Annotated in this window: 22 protein-coding genes; 8 read left to right on the top strand and 14 right to left on the bottom strand. The window is 65.8% G+C overall.

What is annotated here, in order from left to right; all coding sequences use genetic code 11:
* Nucleotides 1-6: 6 nt before the first annotated feature.
* From OVA13_RS03955 to ndk, 4 genes are read right to left on the bottom strand one after another with little or no spacing between them, the layout of a single operon-like run.
* The gene (locus OVA13_RS03955; RefSeq protein ID WP_267792510.1) at nt 7-822 is read right to left on the bottom strand and encodes a helix-turn-helix domain-containing protein; all 816 of its coding nucleotides are present in this window, start codon (nt 820-822) and stop codon (nt 7-9) included.
* Entirely contained in the window at nt 819-1,634 is an 816-nt protein-coding gene (gene pilW / locus OVA13_RS03950) for a type IV pilus biogenesis/stability protein PilW (RefSeq protein WP_267792509.1), read from the bottom strand. Before pilW ends, OVA13_RS03955 begins: the two co-directional genes overlap by 4 nt.
* A complete protein-coding gene (gene rlmN / locus OVA13_RS03945) occupies nt 1,624-2,811 on the bottom strand; it encodes a dual-specificity RNA methyltransferase RlmN (protein ID WP_267793622.1) in 1,188 nt (395 codons plus the stop codon). Before rlmN ends, pilW begins: the two co-directional genes overlap by 11 nt.
* A gap of 46 nt (nt 2,812-2,857) precedes the next feature.
* Nucleotides 2,858-3,283, bottom strand: coding sequence for a nucleoside-diphosphate kinase (gene ndk, locus OVA13_RS03940; protein ID WP_162337947.1), 426 nt, complete (start codon nt 3,281-3,283; stop codon nt 2,858-2,860).
* 221 nt (nt 3,284-3,504) lie between these two features.
* Here ndk and OVA13_RS03935 point away from each other — a divergent pair, with 221 nt between their 5' ends.
* The 3 genes from OVA13_RS03935 to OVA13_RS03925 are packed head-to-tail and all read left to right on the top strand — an operon-like array spanning nt 3,505 to nt 7,763.
* Nucleotides 3,505-4,146, top strand: a complete 642-nt coding sequence (locus OVA13_RS03935; protein WP_267792508.1) for a TetR/AcrR family transcriptional regulator — start codon at nt 3,505-3,507, stop codon at nt 4,144-4,146.
* A 15-nt stretch (nt 4,147-4,161) separates the two neighbouring features.
* The gene (locus tag OVA13_RS03930; protein ID WP_267792507.1) at nt 4,162-6,534 is read left to right on the top strand and encodes a 3-hydroxyacyl-CoA dehydrogenase/enoyl-CoA hydratase family protein; all 2,373 of its coding nucleotides are present in this window, start codon (nt 4,162-4,164) and stop codon (nt 6,532-6,534) included.
* A 23-nt stretch (nt 6,535-6,557) separates the two neighbouring features.
* Nucleotides 6,558-7,763 carry an acetyl-CoA C-acyltransferase gene (locus OVA13_RS03925; RefSeq protein WP_267792506.1) on the top strand — a complete coding sequence of 402 codons (1,206 nt, stop codon included), beginning with the start codon at nt 6,558-6,560 and terminating at the stop codon, nt 7,761-7,763.
* A gap of 70 nt (nt 7,764-7,833) precedes the next feature.
* Here the strand turns inward: OVA13_RS03925 and OVA13_RS03920 are convergent, their stop codons facing one another.
* From OVA13_RS03920 to cmk, 10 genes are all read right to left on the bottom strand, one after another.
* Nucleotides 7,834-8,178 carry a tRNA-binding protein gene (locus tag OVA13_RS03920; protein ID WP_267792505.1) on the bottom strand — a complete coding sequence of 115 codons (345 nt, stop codon included), beginning with the start codon at nt 8,176-8,178 and terminating at the stop codon, nt 7,834-7,836.
* 5 nt (nt 8,179-8,183) lie between these two features.
* Nucleotides 8,184-9,482: an NAD(P)/FAD-dependent oxidoreductase gene (locus tag OVA13_RS03915; RefSeq protein ID WP_267792504.1), complete on the bottom strand. Its 1,299-nt coding sequence runs from the start codon at nt 9,480-9,482 to the stop codon at nt 8,184-8,186.
* A gap of 57 nt (nt 9,483-9,539) precedes the next feature.
* Complete coding sequence (galU, locus tag OVA13_RS03910) at nt 9,540-10,439, bottom strand: UTP--glucose-1-phosphate uridylyltransferase GalU (RefSeq protein WP_267792503.1); 900 nt, start codon at nt 10,437-10,439, stop codon at nt 9,540-9,542.
* A complete protein-coding gene (locus OVA13_RS03905) occupies nt 10,436-12,349 on the bottom strand; it encodes a nucleoside-diphosphate sugar epimerase/dehydratase (RefSeq protein ID WP_267792502.1) in 1,914 nt (637 codons plus the stop codon). Before OVA13_RS03905 ends, galU begins: the two co-directional genes overlap by 4 nt.
* A 19-nt stretch (nt 12,350-12,368) precedes the next feature.
* On the bottom strand, nt 12,369-13,334 hold the full coding sequence (locus OVA13_RS03900; protein WP_267792501.1) for an MraY family glycosyltransferase: 966 nt from the start codon (nt 13,332-13,334) through the stop codon (nt 12,369-12,371).
* Entirely contained in the window at nt 13,334-14,512 is a 1,179-nt protein-coding gene (gene lapB / locus OVA13_RS03895) for a lipopolysaccharide assembly protein LapB (protein WP_267792500.1), read from the bottom strand. The genes OVA13_RS03900 and lapB overlap by 1 nt, the downstream gene beginning before the upstream one ends.
* 3 nt (nt 14,513-14,515) lie before the next feature.
* Nucleotides 14,516-14,803 (bottom strand): lipopolysaccharide assembly protein LapA domain-containing protein, encoded by a 288-nt coding sequence (locus OVA13_RS03890; RefSeq protein WP_267792499.1) that lies wholly within the window; start codon nt 14,801-14,803, stop codon nt 14,516-14,518.
* A 79-nt stretch (nt 14,804-14,882) separates the two neighbouring features.
* Nucleotides 14,883-15,188, bottom strand: coding sequence for an integration host factor subunit beta (locus OVA13_RS03885; protein ID WP_267792498.1), 306 nt, complete (start codon nt 15,186-15,188; stop codon nt 14,883-14,885).
* A 99-nt stretch (nt 15,189-15,287) separates the two neighbouring features.
* A complete protein-coding gene (gene rpsA / locus OVA13_RS03880; RefSeq protein ID WP_267792497.1) occupies nt 15,288-16,979 on the bottom strand; it encodes a 30S ribosomal protein S1 in 1,692 nt (563 codons plus the stop codon).
* Between the two features lie 188 nt (nt 16,980-17,167).
* A complete protein-coding gene (cmk, locus tag OVA13_RS03875; protein WP_267792496.1) occupies nt 17,168-17,836 on the bottom strand; it encodes a (d)CMP kinase in 669 nt (222 codons plus the stop codon).
* A 171-nt stretch (nt 17,837-18,007) separates the two neighbouring features.
* On the opposite strand from cmk, the gene ykgO reads away from it, so the two are divergent.
* The 5 genes from ykgO to OVA13_RS03850 all read left to right on the top strand — a co-directional run bounded on the left by ykgO (nt 18,008) and on the right by OVA13_RS03850 (nt 22,109).
* Complete coding sequence (gene ykgO / locus OVA13_RS03870; protein WP_010342887.1) at nt 18,008-18,133, top strand: type B 50S ribosomal protein L36; 126 nt, start codon at nt 18,008-18,010, stop codon at nt 18,131-18,133.
* 174 nt (nt 18,134-18,307) lie between these two features.
* Nucleotides 18,308-18,637 (top strand): hypothetical protein, encoded by a 330-nt coding sequence (locus OVA13_RS03865; protein WP_267792495.1) that lies wholly within the window; start codon nt 18,308-18,310, stop codon nt 18,635-18,637.
* A 32-nt stretch (nt 18,638-18,669) separates the two neighbouring features.
* Complete coding sequence (locus tag OVA13_RS03860) at nt 18,670-19,701, top strand: agmatine deiminase family protein (protein WP_267792494.1); 1,032 nt, start codon at nt 18,670-18,672, stop codon at nt 19,699-19,701.
* A 122-nt stretch (nt 19,702-19,823) separates the two neighbouring features.
* A complete protein-coding gene (locus OVA13_RS03855) occupies nt 19,824-20,786 on the top strand; it encodes an aldo/keto reductase (protein WP_267792493.1) in 963 nt (320 codons plus the stop codon).
* A gap of 9 nt (nt 20,787-20,795) precedes the next feature.
* On the top strand, nt 20,796-22,109 hold the full coding sequence (locus OVA13_RS03850; protein WP_267792492.1) for an NTP/NDP exchange transporter: 1,314 nt from the start codon (nt 20,796-20,798) through the stop codon (nt 22,107-22,109).
* The last annotated feature ends 78 nt before the right edge of the window (nt 22,110-22,187 follow it).

Raw genomic sequence — 22,187 nt, 5'->3', positions numbered from 1 at the left:
CGCGGGTCAGTCACCGACCGGCGCTAGGGAACCCTCAGAGGATACCGTAAAGCGTGCGACATTCGCGCGCTGGTACGGCGCAAGATCCACCGTACTACCGGCTTGCTGAACCTCGACCGCTGTGGCATCGCCCAGCTTGACCCGCCCGACCTCGCCCTGCGCATAGCGGCGTTCTTCACCGGACTTGATCAGCGCGTGCTCCACCTTGCGGCCGTCCGGCGCGTTGACCTCCACCCAGCTGTCGCCCTTGAATCGCATCGACAGCCAAGGCGTCGCAGCACGCGGAATCGGCGTCATCGACGCAACATAAGGCGTGGCCTGTGCGCGCGCGGTCATGGCGGCGGGATCCGCCGGCACCGACTCGCCCGCCTCGGGAACCACGTCCAGCGACGCCGTGGTGCTGTCGGACGATCCCGTGCCCAGCTGCGGCCGCAGCCCCATCCACACCGGCGTGACGATCACCACCGTCAGCACCACGTAGACAGCCCGGCGCTTGAAACTCTCGAAGACATGCTGGAAACGCGGCGTATAGCTGCGGCTGACAAGCTCCGCGGGGCGCACGGACCCCACCTGCGCCTGCTGCAGGAAAGGTTCAACGTCGATCCCCACCAGCCTGGCGTAACTGCGCAGCTGGCCGCGCACGAAGACCGCGCCACCGAGCTGCTCCCACTGGCCGGCTTCAAGTGCCTGCAGGACGCGCGTCGGCATCTTCAACCGCTGGCTGACGTCCTGGAGCGACATCCCGCCGCGTTCGCGCGCGGCCCGGAGCAGATCCCCGCACCCCTGCGGGTCCTGCGATTGCATCGTGTTCAAATCGGTCATGACCCTGCATTTCCCCCAGTTGTGACGTCCACCGCGTCGGGAAACTCCGCCCGAAGTTGCCGAACATATCGACTGGCAGCAGCCTTGTCGCCGAGTCTTTCCTCGATCTGTGATGCGAGTTTCAACACGCCCGGGCTTGCAGGCGCAGCGGCCAGGCGGCGTTCGATGAAGGCACGCGCAGGCAGGTATCGCTGGTGGCGGAACTCGACCTCCGCCAGCGCACCCAGTGCCGTCGCGTTGCCCGGATCCAGCTTGATCGCCTGCCTCAGGTCGCGCTCGGCCCGTTCGACCTGGCCGGACGACAGCGCGCAGTTGCCGGCGTTGGCCAGGGCCACGGCGGGCGTCGGGTAACCGGGCGCCCGGATGGCACGGTCGAACCAGACCAGTGATTCGGCGGCATGGCCCTGGCTGCACAGCCAGGTGCCGTAGTTGTTCTGCACCATGCCCTGTCGCGGCGCCAGTTCGGCTGCCCGCTTGTAGAGCTCGCCGGCTTTCGCGCCCTGGCCGCGACGGTCCTCGATCACCGCCAGCATGGTCAAGGCATCCACGGACGAGGGGTCCAGCTTGAGCGCGGCCTGTGCTTCGCGCGCCGCGGTATCCAGGTCGCCCGACTGCATGCGCTGCATCGATCGCGACAACGTGCTCTGGATGGCCTGTCGCCGCTTGACCTCGGGGCTGTCGCGCACGGTGTAGTCCTGCGCGATCTGCTCGCCGTCCGTGCGTTCCATCTTCGGTTTTACAAAGGTCAGCCGGCTGCAACCGGTCATCAGCAGTACGGGGAAGAGCAGCAGCCAGAACCCGTCATGCCGCATCGTCGATGCCCTGTTCCTGCAGATGGCGCCGGAACTCGGCCTGCCGGCGCGTACGATCCATGACCTGCCCTTTCAATTGACCACAGGCCGCATCGATGTCGTCACCGCGCGTGCGACGCACCATCGTCAGCACCTGCGCGTCGAGGAGCAGCTTCTGGAACGCGCGGATCTCTTCGTCCGGCGAGCGCTCGTAGCGCGTGCCGGGGAACGGATTGAATGGAATCAGGTTGACCTTGCCGGCATCCTTCAGCTGCGCGGCGTTGCTGAACTTGCGCATCAGCTGTGCCAGCTGGCGCGCATGCTCGGGCTGGTCATTGACGCCCTTCATCAGCGTGTACTCGAACGTCACCGAGTCGCGCTTCTTGTTCGCGCGCAGGTAGCGCACGCACGATGCCATCAGTTCGGCGATCGGGTACTTCTTGTTGAGCGGCACCAGCTGTTCGCGCAGCGCGTCGTTGGGCGCGTGCAGCGAGACCGCCAGCGACACGTCGGTCTCGGTGGACAGCCGGTCGATCATCGGCACCAGGCCCGAGGTCGACAGCGTGACGCGCTTGCTCGCCAGGCCATAGCCCAGGTCGTCGCGCATGATGTTCATCGCGCGGACGACGTTGTCGAAATTGAGCAGCGGCTCGCCCATGCCCATCATCACCACGTTGGTGAGGCGACGGTTCTGCGCAGGCACGTTGCCCAGGTGGCGTGCCGTCACCCACACCTGTCCGATGATCTCGGCGGTGGTGAGGTTGCGGTTGAAGCCCTGCGTGGCCGTCGAGCAGAACGTGCAGTTCAGCCCGCAGCCCACTTGCGACGACACGCACAGCGTGCCGCGGCTCTTGTCGGGGATGTAGACGGTTTCGACCGCATTCTTGCCATCGACCCCCATGCCGAGCAGCCACTTGTGGGTGCCGTCGGTGGAGGGCTTGTCGAATACGACCTGTGGCACGACAACCTCGGCGTGCTCCTGCAGCTTGGCGCGCAGGTTCTTGCCGAGGTCCGTCATCTGGTCGAAGTCGGTGACGTAGCGGTGGTGGATCCACTTCATCACCTGGTGGGCGCGGAACTTCTGTTCACCCAGCTTCTCGATGAAGAAATGCTCAAGGCCCTCGCGATCCAGGTCCAGCAGGTTCTGTTTCGCAGGCACGGAGGCACCGATGGCCACGGACGGTGCGTCCGTGGCCATTTTCAGTTCGATCGGTGGCAGTTCGTGGCTGCTCATCACTGTTCGCTCAGCGCGAGAACACTTCGGTGGCGGCGAAGAAATACGCGATCTCGATGTTCGCGTTCTCGACCGAATCCGAACCGTGTGCGGCGTTGGCGTCGATCGAATCGGCGAAGTCGGCGCGGATCGTGCCCGGCGCAGCGTCCTTCGGATTGGTGGCGCCGAGGATGTCGCGATGCTTCAGCACGGCGTTCTCGCCTTCCAGCACCTGGATGGCGACCGGACCGGAGATCATGAACTCGACCAGCGCATTGAAGAACGGACGTTCGCGATGCACGGCGTAGAAACCTTCGGCCTCACGGCGCGACAGGTGCTTCATCTTCGAGGCGACGATCTTCAGGCCGTTCTTTTCGAAACGGGCATAGATCTCGCCGATGACGTTCTTGGCGACGGCATCGGGCTTGACGATTGACAGGGTGCGCTCCAGCGCCATGGGGATTTTCTCCGTTGGGCGGGCCACTGAAGGCCCAAGGTTAACATGAAAAACCCGCGTCGAAACGCGGGCTTAGACCAGAAAGCGTAGCGAGATTCTAACGTATCCAGCCGCGGGTTGCAGCGACCCGCCGCCAGAAGTTTGCTGCACGGCAGCATGACACCTCCCGTCTGCCCGGCTGAGAATGAGTCAAACAAGCGTTTGATTTAGTCAGGTGACCCATGGGCAATGCCACACACTTCTCCACCAAGGAACGCATCCTGGGGGCCGCCGAAGAGCTGTTCGCCCAGCATGGCTTTGCCGGCACGTCGTTGCGCCAGGTCACCAGCCGCGCCGACGTCAACATCGCCGCGGTCAACTACCACTTCGGCAGCAAGGAGAACCTGGTCAACGAGGTTTTCCGCCGCCGGATGGACGACATGACCGCTGCCCGCCTGTCGCAGCTGCAGAAGGCGCTGGCCGAACGTCCTGGCGAGCTGGAGGCAGTGCTGGCTGCGTTCGTCGAGCCCGCGCTGGCGCTGGCCCAGGACCGCAACGGCGGCGGCGCCTTCGTCCGGGTCATCGCCCGCGCCTATGCCGAGAAGAACGACGGGTTGCGCCAGTTCCTGTCCGACCACTACGGCCACGTGCTGCGCGATTTCGGCAAGGCCATCGCCGGCTGCGTGCCGGCCCTGAGCAAGGAAGAGCTTTATTGGCGGCTGGACTTCCTGTCCGGCGCGCTGACCTACGCCATGGCCGATTTCGGCCTGATCAAGCGCCCCGCGGGCGTCACCGAAGCGGCACACCGCGAACGGGCCGCCCGCGAACTGATCCGCTTCGCCGAGGCCGGCCTGCGCGCCGACCACGTCAAACAACCCCTGTAATCGCAAGGATTCCTCATGTCCAACCAACTGCTTGTACGCAAGGCGGCCGTCCTGGGCGCCGGTGTGATGGGGGCGCAGATCGCCGCGCACCTGACCAACGCCGGGGTCGACACCGTGCTGTTCGACCTGCCCGCCAAGGAGGGCCACCCCGACGGCATCGTGCTGAAAGCCATCGCGGGCCTGGCCAAGCTGAGCCCCGCCCCGCTGGCCAGCAAGTCGCTGGCGGAAGCCATCACCCCGGCCAACTATGAAACCGGGCTGGAACACCTGAAAGGCTGCGACCTGATCATCGAGGCCATTGCCGAACGGATGGACTGGAAGCAGGACCTGTACAAGAAGATCGCGCCGTTCGTGGCCGACCATGCCGTCTTGGCCAGCAACACTTCCGGCTTGGGAATCAACAAGTTGGCGGAAGTTCTTCCAGAACAGCTTCGCCATCGTTTCTGCGGCGTGCACTTCTTCAATCCGCCGCGTTACATGCACCTGGCCGAACTGATCCCGGCCAAGACCACCGACGCCTCGGTGCTTGAGGGCCTGGAAGGTTTCCTGACGACCACACTGGGCAAGGGCGTGGTGTATGCGAAGGACACCCCCAACTTCATCGGCAACCGGATCGGCGTGTTCTCGATCCTGGCGACCGCCCACCACACGGCCGAGTTCAAGCTGGGCTTCGACGAAGTGGACGCCGTCACCGGCCCGCTGATCGGGCGGCCCAAGTCGGCCACCTACCGCACCTCCGACGTGGTCGGCCTGGACACCATGGCCCACGTCATCAAGACCATGGGCGATACCCTGCCCGACGACCCGTGGCACGCCTACTTCAAATCGCCGAAGTGGCTGGAGGCCCTGATCGCCAAGGGCGCGCTGGGCCAGAAGACCGGCGCCGGCATCTTCCGCAAGGTGGGCAAGGACATCGTGGTGCTCGATCTGGCCAAGCAGGATTACCGGCCGGCCGACCGCGCCGCTGCGCCGGAAGTGGTCGAAATCCTGAAGATCAGGAACCCTGCCGAGAAGTTCGCCAAGCTGCGTGAAAGCCAGCATCCGCAGGCGCAGTTCCTGTGGGCGGTGTTCCGCGACCTGTTCCACTACAGCGCCTACCACCTGTCCGACATCGCCGATACCGCGCGCGACGTGGACCTGGCCATCCGCTGGGGCTACGGCTGGTCGCTGGGTCCGTTCGAAACCTGGCAGGCGGCGGGCTGGAAGCAGGTGGCGCAGTGGATCGCTGACGACATCGTCGCCGGCAAGACCATGAGCAGTGCGCCGTTGCCGAACTGGGTGTTCGATGGCCGGGACGGCGTCCACGCGCCCGAGGGCAGCTACAGCCCCGCCCGGAATACGAAGCTGCCGCGGTCGGCCCTGCCCGTCTACCAGCGCCAGCGCTTCCCGGATCCCCTGCTGGGTGAAACTTTCGCCCAGGGCGAGACCGTCTACGAGAATGACGGCGTCCGTCTGTGGACCGACGGCGACGGTGTCGGCGTGGTCAGCTTCAAGACCAAGATGAACACCGTGTCGGACGCGGTGCTGGAAGGCGTGCAGCAGGCGATCACCCTCGCCGAGCAGAAGTTCAAGGGCCTGGTGATCTGGCAGCCGAAGGAGCCGTTCTCCGCCGGTGCCGACCTGGCGGGTGCGCTGGGCGCGCTGCAGGCCGGCAAGATCGCCGAGTTCGAGGCGATGGTCGCCAACTTCCAGGCCACCAGCCAGCGCATCAAGTACTCGCTGGTGCCGGTGGTCGCGGCCGTGCGCGGACTGGCACTGGGCGGCGGCTGCGAGTTCCAGATGCACAGCGCCAGAGCGGTGGTAGCACTGGAAAGCTACATCGGCCTGGTCGAAGCCGGCGTCGGCCTGCTGCCGGCCGGTGGCGGACTGAAGGAAATCGCCGTGCGCGCATCGCAGGCGGCGGGCCCGGGTGGCGATGTGTTCGCGGAACTCAAGAAGACCTTCGAAACCGTCGCGATGGCCAAGGTGTCGGCGTCCGCGGTAGAGGCGAAGGAACTGGGCCTGGTGCGCGAGAACGACCTGGTCGTGTTCAACGCCTACGAGCAGTTGTACATCGCCAAGCAGCAGGTGCTGGCCCTGGCCGAAAGCGGCTACCGCCCGCCCCTGCCCGCCCGCCGCATCCAGGTGGCCGGCGACGTCGGCATCGCCACCTTCAAGATGATGCTGGTCAACATGCTGGAAGGCCGCTTCATCAGCGAGTACGACTACGAGATCGCCGTGCGCATCGCCACCGTCCTGTGCGGCGGCGAAGTGGACCGCGGCGCGCTGGTGGATGAGGAGTGGCTGCTCGCACTGGAGCGCAAGCACTTCGTTGAGCTCGCGCAGCAGGAAAAGACCCAGGCGCGCATCGGCCACATGCTGAAGACCGGCAAGCCCCTGCGTAACTAAGCGACGGACAAGGACACATCGAAATGAGCAAGCAGATCCAAGAAGCCTACATCGTCGCCGCCACCCGCACGCCGGTCGGCAAGGCGCCGAAGGGCGTATTCCGCAACACCCGTCCGGACGACATGCTGGCGCACGTGCTGAAGTCCGTCGTCGCGCAGGCCCCGGGCATCGACCTCGGCCGCATCGATGACGCCATCATCGGCTGCGCCATGCCCGAGGGCGAGCAAGGCATGAACGTGGCGCGCATCGGCCTGCTGCTGGCGGGCCTGCCCAACACGATCGCCGCGCAGACCATCAACCGCTTCTGCTCGTCCGGCCTGCAGGCCGTGGCGATGGCGGCCGACCAGATCCGTCTGGGCAACGCCGACCTGATGCTGGCCGGCGGCACCGAGAGCATGAGCATGGTGCCGATGATGGGCAACAAAGTCGCCATGGCGCCGAGCGTGTTCGACAACGACCACGTTGCGATCGCCTACGGCATGGGCATCACCGCCGAGAAGGTGGCCGAGGAATGGAAGATCTCGCGCGAGGAACAGGACGCCTTCGCCGTCGCCTCGCACCAGAAGGCCCTGGCCGCGCAGGCCGCGGGCGAGTTCAAGGACGAGATCAGTCCCTACGAAGTGATCTCGCGCCAGCCCGACCTGGCCGGCAACACCGTTCGCCTGAAGAAACTGCTGGTCGAACAGGATGAAGGCCCGCGTGCGGACACGTCGCTGGAAGGCCTGGCCAAGCTGCGGACCGTGTTCCGCAATCCGCAGTTCGGCGGCACCGTCACTGCCGGTACCTCGTCGCAGATGAGCGATGGCGCCGCCGGCGTGCTGCTGGCCTCGGAGCAGGCGATCAAGGATTACGGCCTGACCCCGCTCGCCCGTTTCGTCAGCTTCTCGGTCGCCGGCGTGCGTCCTGAAGTGATGGGCATCGGCCCGATCGCCGCGATTCCGAAGGCCCTGAAGCAGGCCGGCCTGACCAAGGACCAGCTGGACTGGATCGAGCTCAACGAAGCGTTCGCCGCGCAGGCGCTGGCGGTGATCCGCGACAGCGACCTTGATCCTTCGAAGATCAATCCCCTGGGCGGCGCCATCGCCCTCGGCCATCCGCTGGGCGCCACCGGTGCGATCCGCACCGCCACCATCGTCCACGGCATGCGCCGTCGTCAGCAGAAGTACGGCATGGTCACCATGTGCATCGGCACCGGCATGGGTGCGGCGGGCATCTTCGAGTCGCTCTGACTGTTTGCCCTTCCGTGTTGAACGAAAAAGGCGCCCCAAGGCGCCTTTTTTGTCATTGCGGTACCTTCACTCACGCCATCCGCGTACCATTCGGCACCGGGCGCTCCACGGTGGTGATGACCACGCCGGCGTCTGTGTGGAAGCCGGTCAGCAGGAACTCCGACAGGAATCCGCCGATCTGCTTCGGCGGGAAATTGATGACGCCGACGATCTGCCGCCCGACCAGATCCTCCGCCGAATAGAGACTGACGATCTGCGCGCTGGTCTTCCTGGTGCCATGCGGCCCGAAGTCCACCCAGAGCTTCCACGCCGGTTTGCGCGCCTGCGGGAAGGCCTCGACCTTCATCACCGTCCCCACGCATAACGCGACCCGTTCGAAGTCGGCCCATTCGATGGGATCCTGCATTGCCGTCATGTCGGTCACCTGCGTTCCATCCTGTCTTTCCATGCATCCTTGAACTCGGCCCACCAGTAGCCGAGCTGCGCGCCAACGAAACCCGCCGGCTTCAGAGCGGAAACGAGACCATAGTCCGCGAACTCGCGCCAGCGCGGATCCTCATGGGCGATGGCACTGGCGATGACCTCACCGGCCAGCGTGGTCGGGGCCACGCCATGCCCCCCGAACGCCTGCGCAAGCCACAGCCCGTCCTCAACGCGCCCCACCTGCGGCATCTGGTGGCGGGCGTAACTCATCAACCCCGACCACGCATGGTCGATGTGGACGCCTTCGAGCTGGGGAAACACCTTCAACATGTCCCGATAAAGCAGCCTGCGGACCGCTCCGGCGGACCGGTCGCGCACGGAGATGCGCCCGCCCCACAGCAATCTTGTGTCGGGTAGCGGACGGTAATAGTCGAAGGCGAACCGCGTGTCGTAGACCGCGGCCTGCGTTGTGAGCGCGTCCTGCATGCGTGCATGCAGGGGTTCGGTCACCATCACGTAGGTAGCGATGGGCAGCACGCCCGCATCCACGCGACGATGCAGGCCGGCAAGATAGCCGCCACAGGCCAGGACGACATGACGTGCCCTCACCTGCCCCTGCGGCGTGGCCACGCGCCAACCCGCACCGTCCCGCGCCAGCGATGTCGCCGGCGAGCGCGCGAACAGCGAAACCCCCTGCTCCTGTGCCACGCGCGCAATCCCGCGCGCGTACTTCAGTGGATGAAAATGGAAGGCGCCCGGTTCAAACAGGCCGTCGTGGTAACGATGCGTCCGGATCTGGCTCCGCAGCATTTCCCGGGGCATCCAGCGCCAGTCCTGAGCGTAATGGTCCGCCAGCAGGCGCTGCCGGCACCGCAATACCTCAGGATCCTTGAACCAGTTGGCCCAGATGATGCCGGCGTGCGTGTCGTCGCAGGCGATGGCATGGCGCCTGATGCGCTCGCGGATCAGTTCGACAGCATCCGTCGTGCCTTCATAGAGCGCCCTGGCACGCTGGGCGCCCAGTTCCCGCAGCAGCGCGTCCTCACCCCGTGAGAAGCCCCCGAAAACGAAGCCGCCGTTGCGGCCGGAAGCGCCATGCCCCGTCGCTTCCGCCTCAAGCAGGACGACATGCGGGATGCCCCGTTCCGCGAGTCCGAGCGCGGTATTGAGCCCGGCGAACCCGCCGCCGATGATGCAGACCGACGCGTCCATGCTCCCCTGCAGGACAGGCGAGGGTGGAGTCTCGCCCGCCGTATCGAGATAGTAGCCGGCCCCGGATGTGTCGGTTGCGGACATGGCATCCATCGGGTGGCCAGGCGGACTGTTCGGATCAGGCGTTCGGCGGTGCGGAACTTACTCGAGTTCCTGCACGCCCAGTTCGTTCAATGCGTCCTGCATCATGATGCGGGCGGCGTCGCTGAGCTTCTCGTGGTCGAGTGCGTAGCGGATGGTCGCCTCGATGAGACCGATGTGGGTACCGCAGTCGAAGCGCGTGCCCTTGAAGCGATACGCATGCACGGGCTTTTCCGACAGGAGTGCCGCGATGGCATCCGTCAGCTGGATCTCGCCGCCGGCGCCGGGTACGGTGTTCTCGAGCAGGGCGAAGATGCGCGAGTCAAGCACATAGCGGCCGACGACGGCCAGGTTGCTGGGCGCAACCTCGGGCTTCGGTTTCTCCACGATGGCGCGGATGCGCCCTTCCCTGCCGGTGAAGGCGTCGGTGGCCACGATGCCATAGCTGCCCGTCTGGTCTTGCGGCACATCCTGCACCGCGATGATGCTGGCGCCGGTCGTTTCGGCGGCGTCGGCCATCTGCTTCAGTGCACCGGGTCCGCGGTTCCAGATCAGGTCGTCGGGCAGCAGGACCGCGAACGGTTCGTCTCCCACGATCGGCTTCGCGCAGAGGACGGCATGGCCCAGGCCAAGGGCCTCGGCCTGGGTCACGAAGACAGCGCGCACATGGCTCGGCAGTACATTGCGCACCAGCTCGAGCTGCTCATGCTTGCCGGCCCGCTCAAGCTTCTGCTCGAGCTCGTAGGCCTTGTCGAAGTAGTCGGCAACCGCATGCTTGTAGCGGTTGGTGACGAAGATCAGGGTGTCGCAGCCGGCCTCCACCGCCTCGTCGACCGCGTACTGAATCAGCGGCCGATCGATGATCGGCAGCATCTCCTTGGGCACGGTCTTGGTCGCGGGCAGGAAGCGGGTACCCAGACCCGCCACGGGGAAGACGGCCTTTCGGATGCGCTGTGTCATCGGATCCTGCGTGCTTCGCGACCGGGGAAGGCGACGATGGTAGCCGATGCCGCCTCTGCTTCGTTCGGGCGGGGCGTGAACTCGGGCACCGCGACGCGCAGCAGTTCCTGCAGTTCCGCGGTGTCGTAGCGCGCATGCGCCGCTTTCAGGCGTTGCAGGGCCATGTCGATGAAATCCGACGACACCTCGCGCGCGACCGCCTGCATGATCTTCGAATGGGACGTCGGCCGATAACGCTCTTCCTCGTGGAACAGCGTCTCGTGGAGTTTCTCGCCGGGGCGCAGGCCCGTATACACGATGGCGATGTCCCGGCCCGGCTGCTTGCCGGCGAGACGGATCATCTGTTCTGCCAGCAGCCGGATCGGCACGGGCTCGCCCATGTCCAACGTGTAGATCGAGGCATGCGCTGCCCCCGAGGCCGCCTGCAGAATCAGCTGGCAGGCTTCGGGAATGGTCATGAAGTAACGCGTCACGTCGGGATCGGTGACGGTGACAGGGCCACCCTTGCGGATCTGTTCGCGGAACAACGGCACGACGCTGCCCGCGGAGTCCAGCACGTTGCCGAAACGGACGGTCACGTAGCGCGTCGTGGAACGGTTGTCATCCAGCGCCTGGCAGGCCATCTCTGCCAGCCGCTTGGTCGCGCCCAGCACATTGGCGGGGTCCACGGCCTTGTCGGTCGAGATGAGGACGAACGTCGAAACACCAGCATCGCGACAGGCGCGCGCCACCGTCTCGGTGGCCAGCACGTTGTTGCCGACCGCTTCACGCAGATGCTGCTCCAGCAACGGCACCTGCTTGTACGCCGCCGCGTGGAAGACCGCGTCGGGTTCGGCCATGCGCAGGGCATAGTCGATCACGGCTGGATCGCCACAATTGCCCAGAACCGGCAACACTTCGAGATCGGGGAACGCGCGCTGCAGATCGCCCTGGATGGTGATCAGCGCCAGTTCGTCGATCTCCAGCAATGCGATGCGCTGGGCACCATGCCGCGCGCACTGGCGGCACAGTTCGGAACCGATCGAGCCACCGGCACCGGTCACCATGACCGTGCGACCGCCCAGCCAGCCGCGGATCAGTTTCCAGTCCGGCGTGACCGACTTGCGGCCCAGCAGATCCTCGATGGCGACTTCTTTCAGGTCGCCCGGCATCGCCTGGCCTTCGAGCACATTGACCAGGCGCGGCACCATCCGGAACGGAAGACCGGTGCTTTCGCAGATGGCCACCACGCGCTGCATCGCAGGCGCATCCAGCGACGGCATCGCAATGACGAGCATGCGGGCGGCCGTCTCGCGTGCCACGGCGGCGGCATTCTCCAGCCCGCCCAGCACGGGAATCCCCTGCAGCTTGGAACCCTGCAGTCGCACGGCATCGTCCAGGAACGCCACCGGGTGATAGACACCGGTACGGCGCAGCTCCCGTACCAGGGCCTCGCCGGCCCGGCCGGCCCCCAGGATCACCACGCGGGAAGCGGTCTCGTTGGTCCGCTGTGCCTGGCTGTCCTTCCAGGCGCGGTAGACCAGCCGGGGCAGACCGAGGAAACCGACCAGCGCGAACGGGTAGAAGCCCAGCACGGCCCGCGGCGTGGAGCCGAAACGGTTATAGAAGAAGAGCCCCACCACCACGGCAAGGAAACCCAGCGCGCAGGCCTTCACGATGTTCCACAGGTCCGGCAGGCTCGCAAATCGCCACAACCCGCGATAAAGGCCCATCCACCAGAACACCAGCCCCTGTCCGAGCAGGACGATGAGGATTTCGTTGGACCACAGGGGGAATTCGGGCGGCTGTGCCACCATCGCATAGCGCAGACGGTGCAACACCTGCCAGCACAACCAGACCATGGTCAGGTCGTGGGCAGCTACGAGGAACCGCGGCATCATGCCGCTCATTCGGTCCCGCCAGGAATTCATCCGGTCCTTCTCCCTAGAACTAGCCACCAACTCCCCTGCGCAACCTGACCCATAACAGCAGTGCCGCCAGATACACGCCTGACGTCACGACGAGCGTTGTCGGGACGGGTTCCTGCGACAGCAGATAGGTTAACAGTAAAGTAACACCGCCAAACGCTCCGTAAATCACGGTTGTGACCACGTGCCCGTATCGGCGGGCCGCAGCCTGGTAGAGATGGGTCACATGGGGGGTCCACCAGCGTTCGCCTTTCAGCATGCGCCCCAGCAATGTGAAGCCCGCGTCGACAAGAAAGGCACAGAGCGGCAGGCACAGCAGCGGCCAAGGTACGGTCGAGTCAGCCCAGCCCGCCGCCAGCAACGCAGCCAGCACGTAGCCCAGTGCCCCGCTTCCCACATCCCCCAGGAAAATCCGGGCACGCGGGAAGTTGAACGGCAGGAACCCCAGGCAGGCGGCGAGCAGGCCCGCCCCCATCAGTCCCCAGGCCCCCGGCAGGGCAAAAGCAAAGGCCGTGGAGGCTATCACGGCCTGGCTGGTCGCCAGGCCATTGATGCCGTCCATGAAATTCCAGACATTCACCAGCACCACGGCGGCACCGAATGCGATGAGCACACCGGCCCAATCCCCGCTGTCGTGCCAGACGCCCCAGGCCAACAGGCCCGCTGCAAGGGCCTGCACCACCAGGCGGGACCACGGGGACAGAGGGCGATGGTCATCCCACCAGCCGATGCCGGCCACCAGCAGCAACCCGGCAAGAAACGCGGGAAGGAGTAGTCCGTGCGAGCCACGGAACACCAGCCACAACCCGCCCGCGACTACGGCCAGCACGATGGCGATCCCGCCCCCGCGAGGGGTCGCTACGGTATGGCTGCGTCGCTCACCCGGCTGATCGAGCAGATTGCCCCGAAGCGCGTAGTGGCGAGCCAGCCAGGTGCCGGCGACGGCTGCGATGAAATGGAGCAGCAGCCAGGACGTCCAGGAAGGCACTACACCACCGCGTAATTGAGCAGCGGCTTGACGGTGCCCCACTCCTTGCAGCTGGGACACTGCCAGTGGTGGGTGCGCGCCCCGAATCCGCAACGGGTGCAGCGGTAGCTGGGATTGCGGACCAGCAACTGGTCGGTGATGTGCTTCAGGTCGTGCAACGTGGCCGAGGGATCGGCGCCCTCCGCCAGCGTCAGGTCGATCAGGGCCGCTTCACCGCGCACGGACGGACGATCCTTCAACTGGCGGGCCAGATAGGCTCGCGCCGCCGCGACGCCGTCCTGGCTTTCGACCAGCTTCGTCAGCGCCAGCACCGGCGCGATGCCGCGGTAGTGCTCGCACATCTCGGACAGGAACGCCCGGGCGCCCGACAGATCACCGCCCTGCTCGTAGTTGGCCAGCAGGCTGGGAAGCACTTCCGGCAGGTAGTCCGGGTCATGCCGGGCGGCGCGCTCGAAAGCCCGGATGGCCGATTCGTGGCGGCCCGCATCCGTTTCGATGCGTCCTTCGATGATGCCGGCGCGCACGCTGCCGGCATCGGCCTGGTAGGCGCGGGCCACGGCCGCGAGCGCGGCTTCGGTATTGTTGGCGGTGCGGTGGCGCTCGGCCAGCTCGCATTCGAACTGGGCCACCAGCTTGCCCATGGCTTCGCCGGTGACTTCCTCGTAGCGCATCGCGTTTTCGATGGCTTTTTCCCAGTCGCGCTCGGACTGGTAGATGCCGATCAGGTGTTTCAGCGCCTGCGGTGCGCGCTGATCGATCCGGGCCAGATCACTGAAGACAGTCTCGGCGCGGTCAAGCAGGCCGGAGCGCATGTAATCCTCGCCCAGTGCAAGCAAGGCCTGGACTTTCTGTGCATCGCTCAGGTCCGTGCGCTGCACGAGCCCCTGATGCAGGCGGATGGCGCGATCCACTTCACCGCGCCGGCGGAACAGGTGGCCAAGGGCGACCTGGGTTTCGAACGTTTCCTTGTCCAGTTCTGCGATATGCAGGAAAAGCTCGATGGCCTTGTCCGGCTGCTCGTTCAACAGGTAGTTGAGGCCACGGAAGTACGTGCTGGACAGGCGGCTCACCTGAGTGTCGCCATGGCGCTGCCCGCCGCGACGGCCGATCACCCAGCCGCTGAGTGCGGCCAGGGGCAGGAACAGGAAGAACCAGAACCACTCGGTCAGGAAATCCATGCGTCAGATCCCGTTGCCCGGCGACGCGGGCGGGGAGGAAACAGGGGGAACGGCGGCTTGCGCCTTGTTGGCCTTCCGCAGCTTGGCGTACATCGGCAGGACCAGCGTGGCCACCACGATCAGGCCGCCGATCAGCACGCCCGCCAGCAGCGACACGATGATCGCGGCACCGGACGAGGTGGGGAATTCGGCGAACAGGAAATCCAGCGTGATCGGCTGGGTATTCAGCACGCCGACCAGCAGGCCGACGGCAAGGAATACCAGTGCAATGACCAGGCGGAACATATTCATCAGGCGGCTCCCTGCGGGTAGGCGCCTAGCTTAACGGAGACGGCGCGGATCCAGACAGCATCCGGCCAACGCCCTTCGATCAGTCGCCCGCTTCTTCGATCGGCGTGACGTCGCTGACGCGTTCGCGCAGCTCCTTGCCGGGCTTGAAATGCGGTACGTGCTTGGCCGGCAGCGCGACGGATTCACCCGTCTTGGGATTGCGGCCCAGCCTGGGCGGGCGGTAATGCAGCGAAAAACTGCCAAAACCACGTATCTCGATGCGTTCGCCCTGGGACAGCGCGCCCCCCATCATCTCCAGCAGCGCTTTCACGGCCAGGTCCACATCCTCGGCTTTGAGGTGCGGCTGGCGGCGGCTCAGGATCTCGATGAGTTCGGATTTGGTCATCGCATGCAAGGTTCGGGCGGATGTATCCGCGCCGGCCCGGATTGCTCCGGGCCGGCGGGGAACGGTACTGCTAGGGATATTGCGACGGCGGGATGCCGCTTACTCGGACTTGCCGCCATCCAGCTGCGCGCGCAGCAGCGCACCCAGGCTGGTGGTGCCGGCGGAGGCGTCGGTCGCGGACTTGTTGTACTCGGCCAGTGCTTCGGCGGTTTCCGCTTCGTCCTTGGCCTTGATCGACAGCTGCAACGTGCGGCCCTTGCGGTCCATGCCGATGAACTTGGCTTCGACCTTGTCGCCGACCTTCAGATGCTGGCTGGCGTCGTCCACGCGCTCGTTGGCGATGTCGCGTGCCATCACGTAGCCCTCGATGCCGTCGGCCAGTTCGATGGTGGCGCCCTTGGCGTCCACTTCCTTGACCGTGCCTTCGACCTTGGTGCCCTTCGGATGCGCCGCCATGTACTGGCCGAACGGATCCTGCTCCAGCTGCTTCACGCCCAGGCTGATGCGCTCGCGCTCCGGATCAACGGCCAGCACGACGGCTTCCAGCGTGTCGCCCTTCTTGAAGTTGCGCACGATGTCTTCGCCAGTGGTGTTCCAGCTGATGTCGGACAGGTGGATCAGGCCGTCGATGCCGCCGTCCAGGCCGATGAAGATGCCGAAGTCGGTGATCGACTTGATCTGGCCGGACACCTTGTCGTTCTTCTTGTGGGTGGCCGCGAAGGTTTCCCACGGATTGGCGGCGACCTGCTTCATGCCCAGCGAGATGCGGCGACGTTCTTCATCCACGTCCAGCACCATCACTTCGACTTCGTCACCGACCTGCACGACCTTGGACGGATTGACGTTCTTGTTAGTCCAGTCCATCTCGGAGACGTGCACCAGGCCTTCGACGCCCGGCTCGATCTCGACGAACGCGCCGTAATCGGTGACGTTGGAGACCTTGCCGAACACGCGGCTGTTGGCCGGGTAACGGCGGGCGATGTTGTCCCACGGATCCTCGCCCAGCTGCTTCAGGCCCAGCGAGACGCGGTTGCGCTCACGGTCGTACTTCAGCACGCGGACATCCAGCTCCTGGCCGACTTCGACGACTTCGGACGGATGGCGCACGCGCTTCCAGGCCATGTCGGTGATGTGCAGCAGGCCGTCGATGCCACCCAAGTCGACGAACGCGCCGTAGTCGGTGAGGTTCTTGACCACACCCTTCAGCACCACGCCTTCCTGCAGCTTGTCCATCAGCTGCTCGCGCTCTTCCGAATGCTCGCTCTCGACCACCGCACGGCGGGAGACGACGACATTGTTGCGCTTGCGGTCCAGCTTGATGAGCTTGAATTCCAGCTCCTTGCCTTCCAGGTAGCCCGGATCGCGCACGGGGCGCACATCGACCAGCGAGCCCGGCAGGAATGCGCGGACGTCCTTGATGTCGACGGTGAAACCACCCTTGACCTTGCCGCTGATGCGGCCGGTGATGGTTTCGTTCTTCTCCAGGGCTTCTTCCAGCTCGTCCCACACCATGGCGCGCTTGGCTTTCTCGCGCGAGAGGACAGTTTCGCCGAAGCCGTTCTCGATGGAATCGAGCGCGACCTTGACTTCGTCGCCCACGCCCACGTCGATTTCACCGGCGTCGTTCCGGAACTGTTCGATCGGCACGATGCCTTCGGACTTGAGGCCAGCGTTGATCACCACCACGTCGTTGCGGACTTCCACGACGACGCCGGTGACGATCGCGCCCGGCTTCAGCTTGGCCAGCTGGGTCTGGCTCTGTTCAAACAGTTCGGCAAATGATTCGGTCATTGTTGAATACTCAGTTGGACACACGGACAGGCGGTCGCCGGATGAGGCGATTCCCCCTGTCCACCCTTTCGGCACGGGAGTGCCGTGTGTTGGATGTGGAAAAAACCGCCGACACGGCACCATTGCCATGCGACGGGACTGTCTCTGCAGCACGGGATCCGCGTTGCGTGCGGAAGCGGGGAATCCGGTTACGGCTTCACCAGCGACAGCACGCGACCGACCACCTGATCGATGTCCAGGCCGGTGGTGTCGATGAGGACGGCGTCTTCGGCCGGCCGCAAGGGCGCCACCGTGCGCTGGGCATCACGGGCGTCGCGGGCGAGAATCTCGCGTAGCAGACCGTCGATTGTGACCGAAACCCCTTTTTCTTTCAACTGCTTATAGCGCCTTTCGGCCCGCTCGTCGGCGCTGGCCGTCAGGAAGACCTTGTAGGGGGCGTCCGGGAAGATCACCGTCCCCATGTCCCGGCCATCGGCCACCAGGCCCGGCGGCTGCCGGAATGCCCGCTGGCGCTCCTTCAGGGCGGACCGGACCTCGGGGATGGCGGCGATCGCGGAGGCCAGCGCCCCGGTGGTTTCAAGCCTCAGCTCGTCGGTGGCATCCAGGTCGTCGACGATCACCCGCAGCCCTTGCTCCGTCTCGCGGAATCCGACCCGGGTGTCGAAGGCGCAGCGGACCAGCGCCGTCGGGTCGGACACGTCCAGGTCCGCCCAGCTGGCGGCCACCCCGACGGCCCGGTAGAGCGCACCGGAGTCCAGGTAATGCCAGCCCAGCCGCTGGGCGGCGATCCGGCTGACCGTCCCTTTCCCGGCCCCGGAAGGGCCGTCGATGGTGAGCACGGGAGCATTGTCGGGCATGGTGGGTCCTGGGATTTTTGCGCCATTATGACGCCCCTTGGCACGCCCTCGCCCGCCCGCCAACCGGCTTCATCAGGCTCGCTGCTGCAACCGCTTGATATGCCTGTGGAATTGCCGTTAGAATAGCGGGCTTAGTCGTGCCCCATACTCTTTTACGCCGAGGTTTATCTCATGAAGGTCCTGTCCTCCCTGAAGTCGGCGAAGGCCCGTCACCGCGACTGCAAGGTGGTCCGCCGCCGCGGCAAGGTCTTCGTGATTTGCAAGTCGAACCCGCGCTTCAAGGCCCGTCAGCGCTGATCCGCTGTCGTCCCGCGAAAGCCCAGAAAGCCGCCTTCGGGCGGTTTTTTGTTGCCGCCATCCATGGCGGCAACCCTCCGGGCCATCGACAAGCCATGTCAAAAGCGGCTCCCGGCCGCCTTTTTGTTTCCGGCCTTTTGTTATAAATGGCGGGTCACCCAGGGGAACCCTCTCATGAATCGTCGCGCCCTCGCACTTCCGTTGATCGCCCTGCTCGGCCTGGCAGGCACCGCCTCCGCCGACACCCTCCTGGTGGAACGCGCCCAGGAGAAACCCGCCGAAGCCGCCCCCGTCCGCGGCCAGACCGCGGCCCAGGTGGAAGCCCGCTTCGGCGCGCCGCAGGAGAAGCTGGAGCCACGTGGCGGCCAGAAGCGCCAGTGGCCGGTGATCCATCGCTGGGTCTACCCCACGTTCACCGTGTACTTCGAAAAGAGCCGCGTCATCGACGTGGTACTGAACAAGGCCAGCGCCGAGGAAATCGGTCCGAAGCCGCCGATCCGCTGATCCACCCGCTCCACGCACCTGCAAGCAGACCGATGACCGATGCCTTTCGTTTCCCCGCGGAGTGGGAACCCCAATCCGCGGTCCTGATCGCGTGGCCGCATGCCGATACCGACTGGGCCGACCGCCTGGCCGATGTCGAGGACACGTATGTGGCGCTGGTCGCTGCCATCACGCGCTTCCAGGATGTGGTGATCTGCGCCGCCGACGACGACCTGCAGACCTACGCCGAAGCCCGGTTGCGCTCGGCGCGCGTGGACATGGGACGCGTGCGGTTCGTGCTGGCCGAATACGACGACACCTGGCTGCGCGACTCCGGGCCCATCACCCTGCGCGACAACGGTCACTTCAAGCTGCTGGACTTCCGCTTCACCGGTTGGGGCGGGAAGTACGAAGCCAGTCGCGACGACCTGCTGGTCGGCGAGCTGTCCGGCATGCAGTTGTTTCATAACTACTTCGTCCAAAGCATTGATTTTGCTTTGGAAGGTGGTGCCATCGAAACCGACGGCACCGGCACGCTGCTGACGACCTGGCAGTGCCTGCATGAGCGTCACCCCGACGCCAGCCGTGAAGCGCTGACCGCCAGGCTGGCGGGCTGGCTGAAACAGGAGCGCGTGCTCTGGCTGGACCACGGCTATCTGGAAGGCGACGACACCGACGCCCACATCGATACCCTGGCCCGGTTCGCACCGGGCGACGCCATCGTGTTCCAGGCCTGCGACGATCCAGGCGATGCGCACCATGTGGAGCTGCAGGCCATGGCCGCGGATATCGCCGCGCTGCGCACCGTCGACGGGCGACCGTACCGCCTGTTCCCGCTGCCCTGGGCCAAGCCGGTGATCGACAACGGTCGCCGTCTGGCCGCCTCGTACGCCAATTACCTGATCATCAATGGCGCCGTGCTGATGCCGGCCTACGGCGATGCCGCGGATGACCACGCCGCCGCCGTGCTCGCACAGGCCTATCCGGATCGCGAGATCGTGCAGGTGCCGTGCCGCTCGCTGATCTGGCAGAACGGCAGCCTGCACTGCATCACCATGCAGTTGCCCAGCGGCCTCCTCGGCTGAGGCAGTGCGTCACGGTTTCAGTGGACCCTGCCGTTGGTTGGGGTCCCGTTGAACGTTTCGTTTACACACCCCGCGCAGCGATCGTTGATAACCGGTAGTCCCCTCCCAGCCGGAGTCTGCCGATGTACTCACGACGCACGTTCCTCACCACTTCCGCACTGGCCGCTGCAGGCCTGGGACTGGCGGCATGCCGCGATGTGGCGCAGGCCGGGGGTGCCACGCCGTCGGCGGCGCCTGCGCGGACCGCCGCGCTTCCCGGTCCGCTGAACACGCGGGCCATCCCGTCCAGCGGCGAAAAGATTCCCGTCATCGGCATGGGCACGTCCGGCAGCTTCCAGGTCGGCAATTCCGCGGCGGAACTGGATCCGTTGCGCGAGGTGCTGAAACGCTTTTTCGCCGCCGGCGCCACGGTGATCGACACCGCCCCCACCTATGGCGTCGCCGAGGACGTCATGGGCGCCCTGCTTGCGGAGCAGGGCCTCACCGGTCGCGCCTGGATCGCCACCAAACTCTCCGGCGTCACCGGCCGCGAGGCGGGCATGGCCCAGTTCAACGACACGCTGCGCAGGCTGAAAACCGACAAGGTGGCCTTGTTGCAGGTCCACAACCTGGGCGACCTGAAGACCCAGATGGCGGTCGCACGCGAACTGAAAGCACAGGGCAAGGTGCGCTACGTCGGCGTGACGCATTACGTGGAGCGCGCGCAGGACGAACTGGCCGACGTGGTCCAGGCCGAGAAGCCGGACTTCCTGCAGATCAACTACTCCGTCACCAGCCGTGGCGCGGAGAAGCGCGTGCTGCCCCTGGCGCGGGATTTGGGCGTGGCGGTGCTGATCAACCGTGCATTCGAGGACGGCAAGCTGTTCGCGCAGGTGAAGGACAAGCCCGTGCCGGAAGCACTGACGGCGACCGGCGTCACCTCGTGGGCGCAGGCTTTCCTCAAGTTCGCGCTGAGCCATCCTGCGGTCACGGCGGTGATTCCCGCGACCGGCAAGCCGGACCGGCAGAGCGACAACCTGCTGGCCGGGACCGGTCCGGACCTGACCGATGCCCAGCGCCAGGCGCTGATCGCCGCCCTCGCCTGATCCTCGCCGATGAATCGACCCGCCCCCGCCCCCTCGCCCGCTTCGGGCTTCATCGCCCGCGTGTTCAATGTGGTCCCGCACGAGGCGCCAGCGGTCGGGGCGGGGTTGGCGATGTTCTTCCTGTTGTTCACCGGCTATTTCATGCTGCGCCCCATCCGGGAAACGATGGGCGTCACCGGCGGTGTCGACAACCTGCAGTGGCTGTTCACCGGCACCTTCGTCGCCACGCTGGCGGTGTTGCCGTTGTTCGGCTGGCTGGCATCGAAGGTGTCGCGGCGCCGGATCGTGCCGTGGGTGTTCGGCCTGGTGGTGGCCAGCCTGCTGGGTTTCGGCGCGGTCATGCTGGTGCGGCCGGACGACGTGTGGCTGGCGCGCGGCTTCTACATCTGGGTGTCGGTCATCAATCTGCTGATGATTTCTTTGGCCTGGAGCGTGCTGGCCGACGTACTCGCCAGCAGCGAGGCGAAGCGCCTGTTCGCGCTGATCGCCAGCGGCGCGAGCCTGGGCGGGCTGACGGGACCATTGCTGACCACGCTGCTGGTGAAGCCGCTGGGCCATGGTGGCCTGATGATGCTGTCGGCGCTGCTGATCGGCGCCAGTGGTGCCACGGCGCTGTGGCTGCATCGCTGGCGCGACCGTCATCCCCTGCCGGCTGGCGCAAGTGCAGCCGAACAACGCCGGCAGCCGCTGGGCGGCAATCCGTTCGCAGGCGCGACGGATGTGTTCCGGTCGCCGTATCTGCTGGGCATTGCGCTGTTCGTCATGCTGCTGGCCACGGTGACGACCTTCCTGTATTTCGAACAGGCGCGGCTGGTCGATGAACTGTTCCCGGACAAGGAACGGCAGACCCAGGTCTTCGGCCTGATCGACACGGTGGTGCAGGGCCTGGCCATCCTCAGCCAGTTGTTCATCACGGGCAGGCTGGCGCAGCGGCTGGGCGTGGGCGTGCTGCTGGTGGCCGTTCCGGTGGTGATGGCAGCCGGCTTCCTGTGGCTGGCACTGGCCCCCACCTTCGCGGTGTTCGTGGTGGTGATGGTGGTCCGGCGCGCCGGCGAATACGCCTTCGTCCGGCCGGGGCGCGAGATGCTGTACACCGTCGTCCCGCCGGAGCAGAAATACAAGGCGAAGAACTTCATCGACACCGTCGTCTACCGGGGCGGCGATGCGCTCAGCGGCTGGGTCAAGCGCGCGCTGGACGTCCTGGCGGAACATCCGTCGATGGCGATGTTCATCGGCACCGGCATCGCCCTGGCATGGGCCTTCACCGGGTTGTCGCTGGGACGCCAGCAGCGCAGCAGGGAGGCAAGGCAATCCGTCTCCTGAGCAGGACGTTCATGCCGGGTCCGCCTGCCGTCACGGTCGACGCGGTACCATGCGTTCCCCCTTGAAGCATCCTGTCCG

The organism is Pseudoxanthomonas sp. SL93, from assembly GCF_026625825.1.
GTDB lineage: Bacteria > Pseudomonadota > Gammaproteobacteria > Xanthomonadales > Xanthomonadaceae > Pseudoxanthomonas_A.
Note: the sequence above shows the minus strand (reverse complement) of the source record. Positions and strands in the feature narration are given on the sequence as shown.

Bases quoted from the DNA above. Each gene is read 5' to 3' on its own strand.
- OVA13_RS03955 (WP_267792510.1), bottom strand. From the start codon at position 822: ATGACCGATTTGAACACGATGCAATCGCAGGACCCGCAGGGGTGCGGG.
- ykgO (WP_010342887.1), top strand. From the start codon at position 18,008: ATGAAGGTCCTGTCCTCCCTGAAGTCGGCGAAGGCCCGTCACCGCGAC.
- OVA13_RS03915 (WP_267792504.1), bottom strand. From the start codon at position 9,482: ATGTCCGCAACCGACACATCCGGGGCCGGCTACTATCTCGATACGGCG.
- OVA13_RS03935 (WP_267792508.1), top strand. From the start codon at position 3,505: ATGGGCAATGCCACACACTTCTCCACCAAGGAACGCATCCTGGGGGCC.
- OVA13_RS03850 (WP_267792492.1), top strand. From the start codon at position 20,796: ATGAATCGACCCGCCCCCGCCCCCTCGCCCGCTTCGGGCTTCATCGCC.
- rpsA (WP_267792497.1), bottom strand. From the start codon at position 16,979: ATGACCGAATCATTTGCCGAACTGTTTGAACAGAGCCAGACCCAGCTG.
- OVA13_RS03890 (WP_267792499.1), bottom strand. From the start codon at position 14,803: ATGAATATGTTCCGCCTGGTCATTGCACTGGTATTCCTTGCCGTCGGC.
- OVA13_RS03925 (WP_267792506.1), top strand. From the start codon at position 6,558: ATGAGCAAGCAGATCCAAGAAGCCTACATCGTCGCCGCCACCCGCACG.
- pilW (WP_267792509.1), bottom strand. From the start codon at position 1,634: ATGCGGCATGACGGGTTCTGGCTGCTGCTCTTCCCCGTACTGCTGATG.
- lapB (WP_267792500.1), bottom strand. From the start codon at position 14,512: ATGGATTTCCTGACCGAGTGGTTCTGGTTCTTCCTGTTCCTGCCCCTG.
- OVA13_RS03920 (WP_267792505.1), bottom strand. From the start codon at position 8,178: ATGACGGCAATGCAGGATCCCATCGAATGGGCCGACTTCGAACGGGTC.
- ndk (WP_162337947.1), bottom strand. From the start codon at position 3,283: ATGGCGCTGGAGCGCACCCTGTCAATCGTCAAGCCCGATGCCGTCGCC.
- OVA13_RS03930 (WP_267792507.1), top strand. From the start codon at position 4,162: ATGTCCAACCAACTGCTTGTACGCAAGGCGGCCGTCCTGGGCGCCGGT.
- OVA13_RS03855 (WP_267792493.1), top strand. From the start codon at position 19,824: ATGTACTCACGACGCACGTTCCTCACCACTTCCGCACTGGCCGCTGCA.
- rlmN (WP_267793622.1), bottom strand. From the start codon at position 2,811: ATGGCCACGGACGCACCGTCCGTGGCCATCGGTGCCTCCGTGCCTGCG.
- OVA13_RS03860 (WP_267792494.1), top strand. From the start codon at position 18,670: ATGACCGATGCCTTTCGTTTCCCCGCGGAGTGGGAACCCCAATCCGCG.
- galU (WP_267792503.1), bottom strand. From the start codon at position 10,439: ATGACACAGCGCATCCGAAAGGCCGTCTTCCCCGTGGCGGGTCTGGGT.
- OVA13_RS03885 (WP_267792498.1), bottom strand. From the start codon at position 15,188: ATGACCAAATCCGAACTCATCGAGATCCTGAGCCGCCGCCAGCCGCAC.
- OVA13_RS03865 (WP_267792495.1), top strand. From the start codon at position 18,308: ATGAATCGTCGCGCCCTCGCACTTCCGTTGATCGCCCTGCTCGGCCTG.
- cmk (WP_267792496.1), bottom strand. From the start codon at position 17,836: ATGCCCGACAATGCTCCCGTGCTCACCATCGACGGCCCTTCCGGGGCC.
- OVA13_RS03905 (WP_267792502.1), bottom strand. From the start codon at position 12,349: ATGAATTCCTGGCGGGACCGAATGAGCGGCATGATGCCGCGGTTCCTC.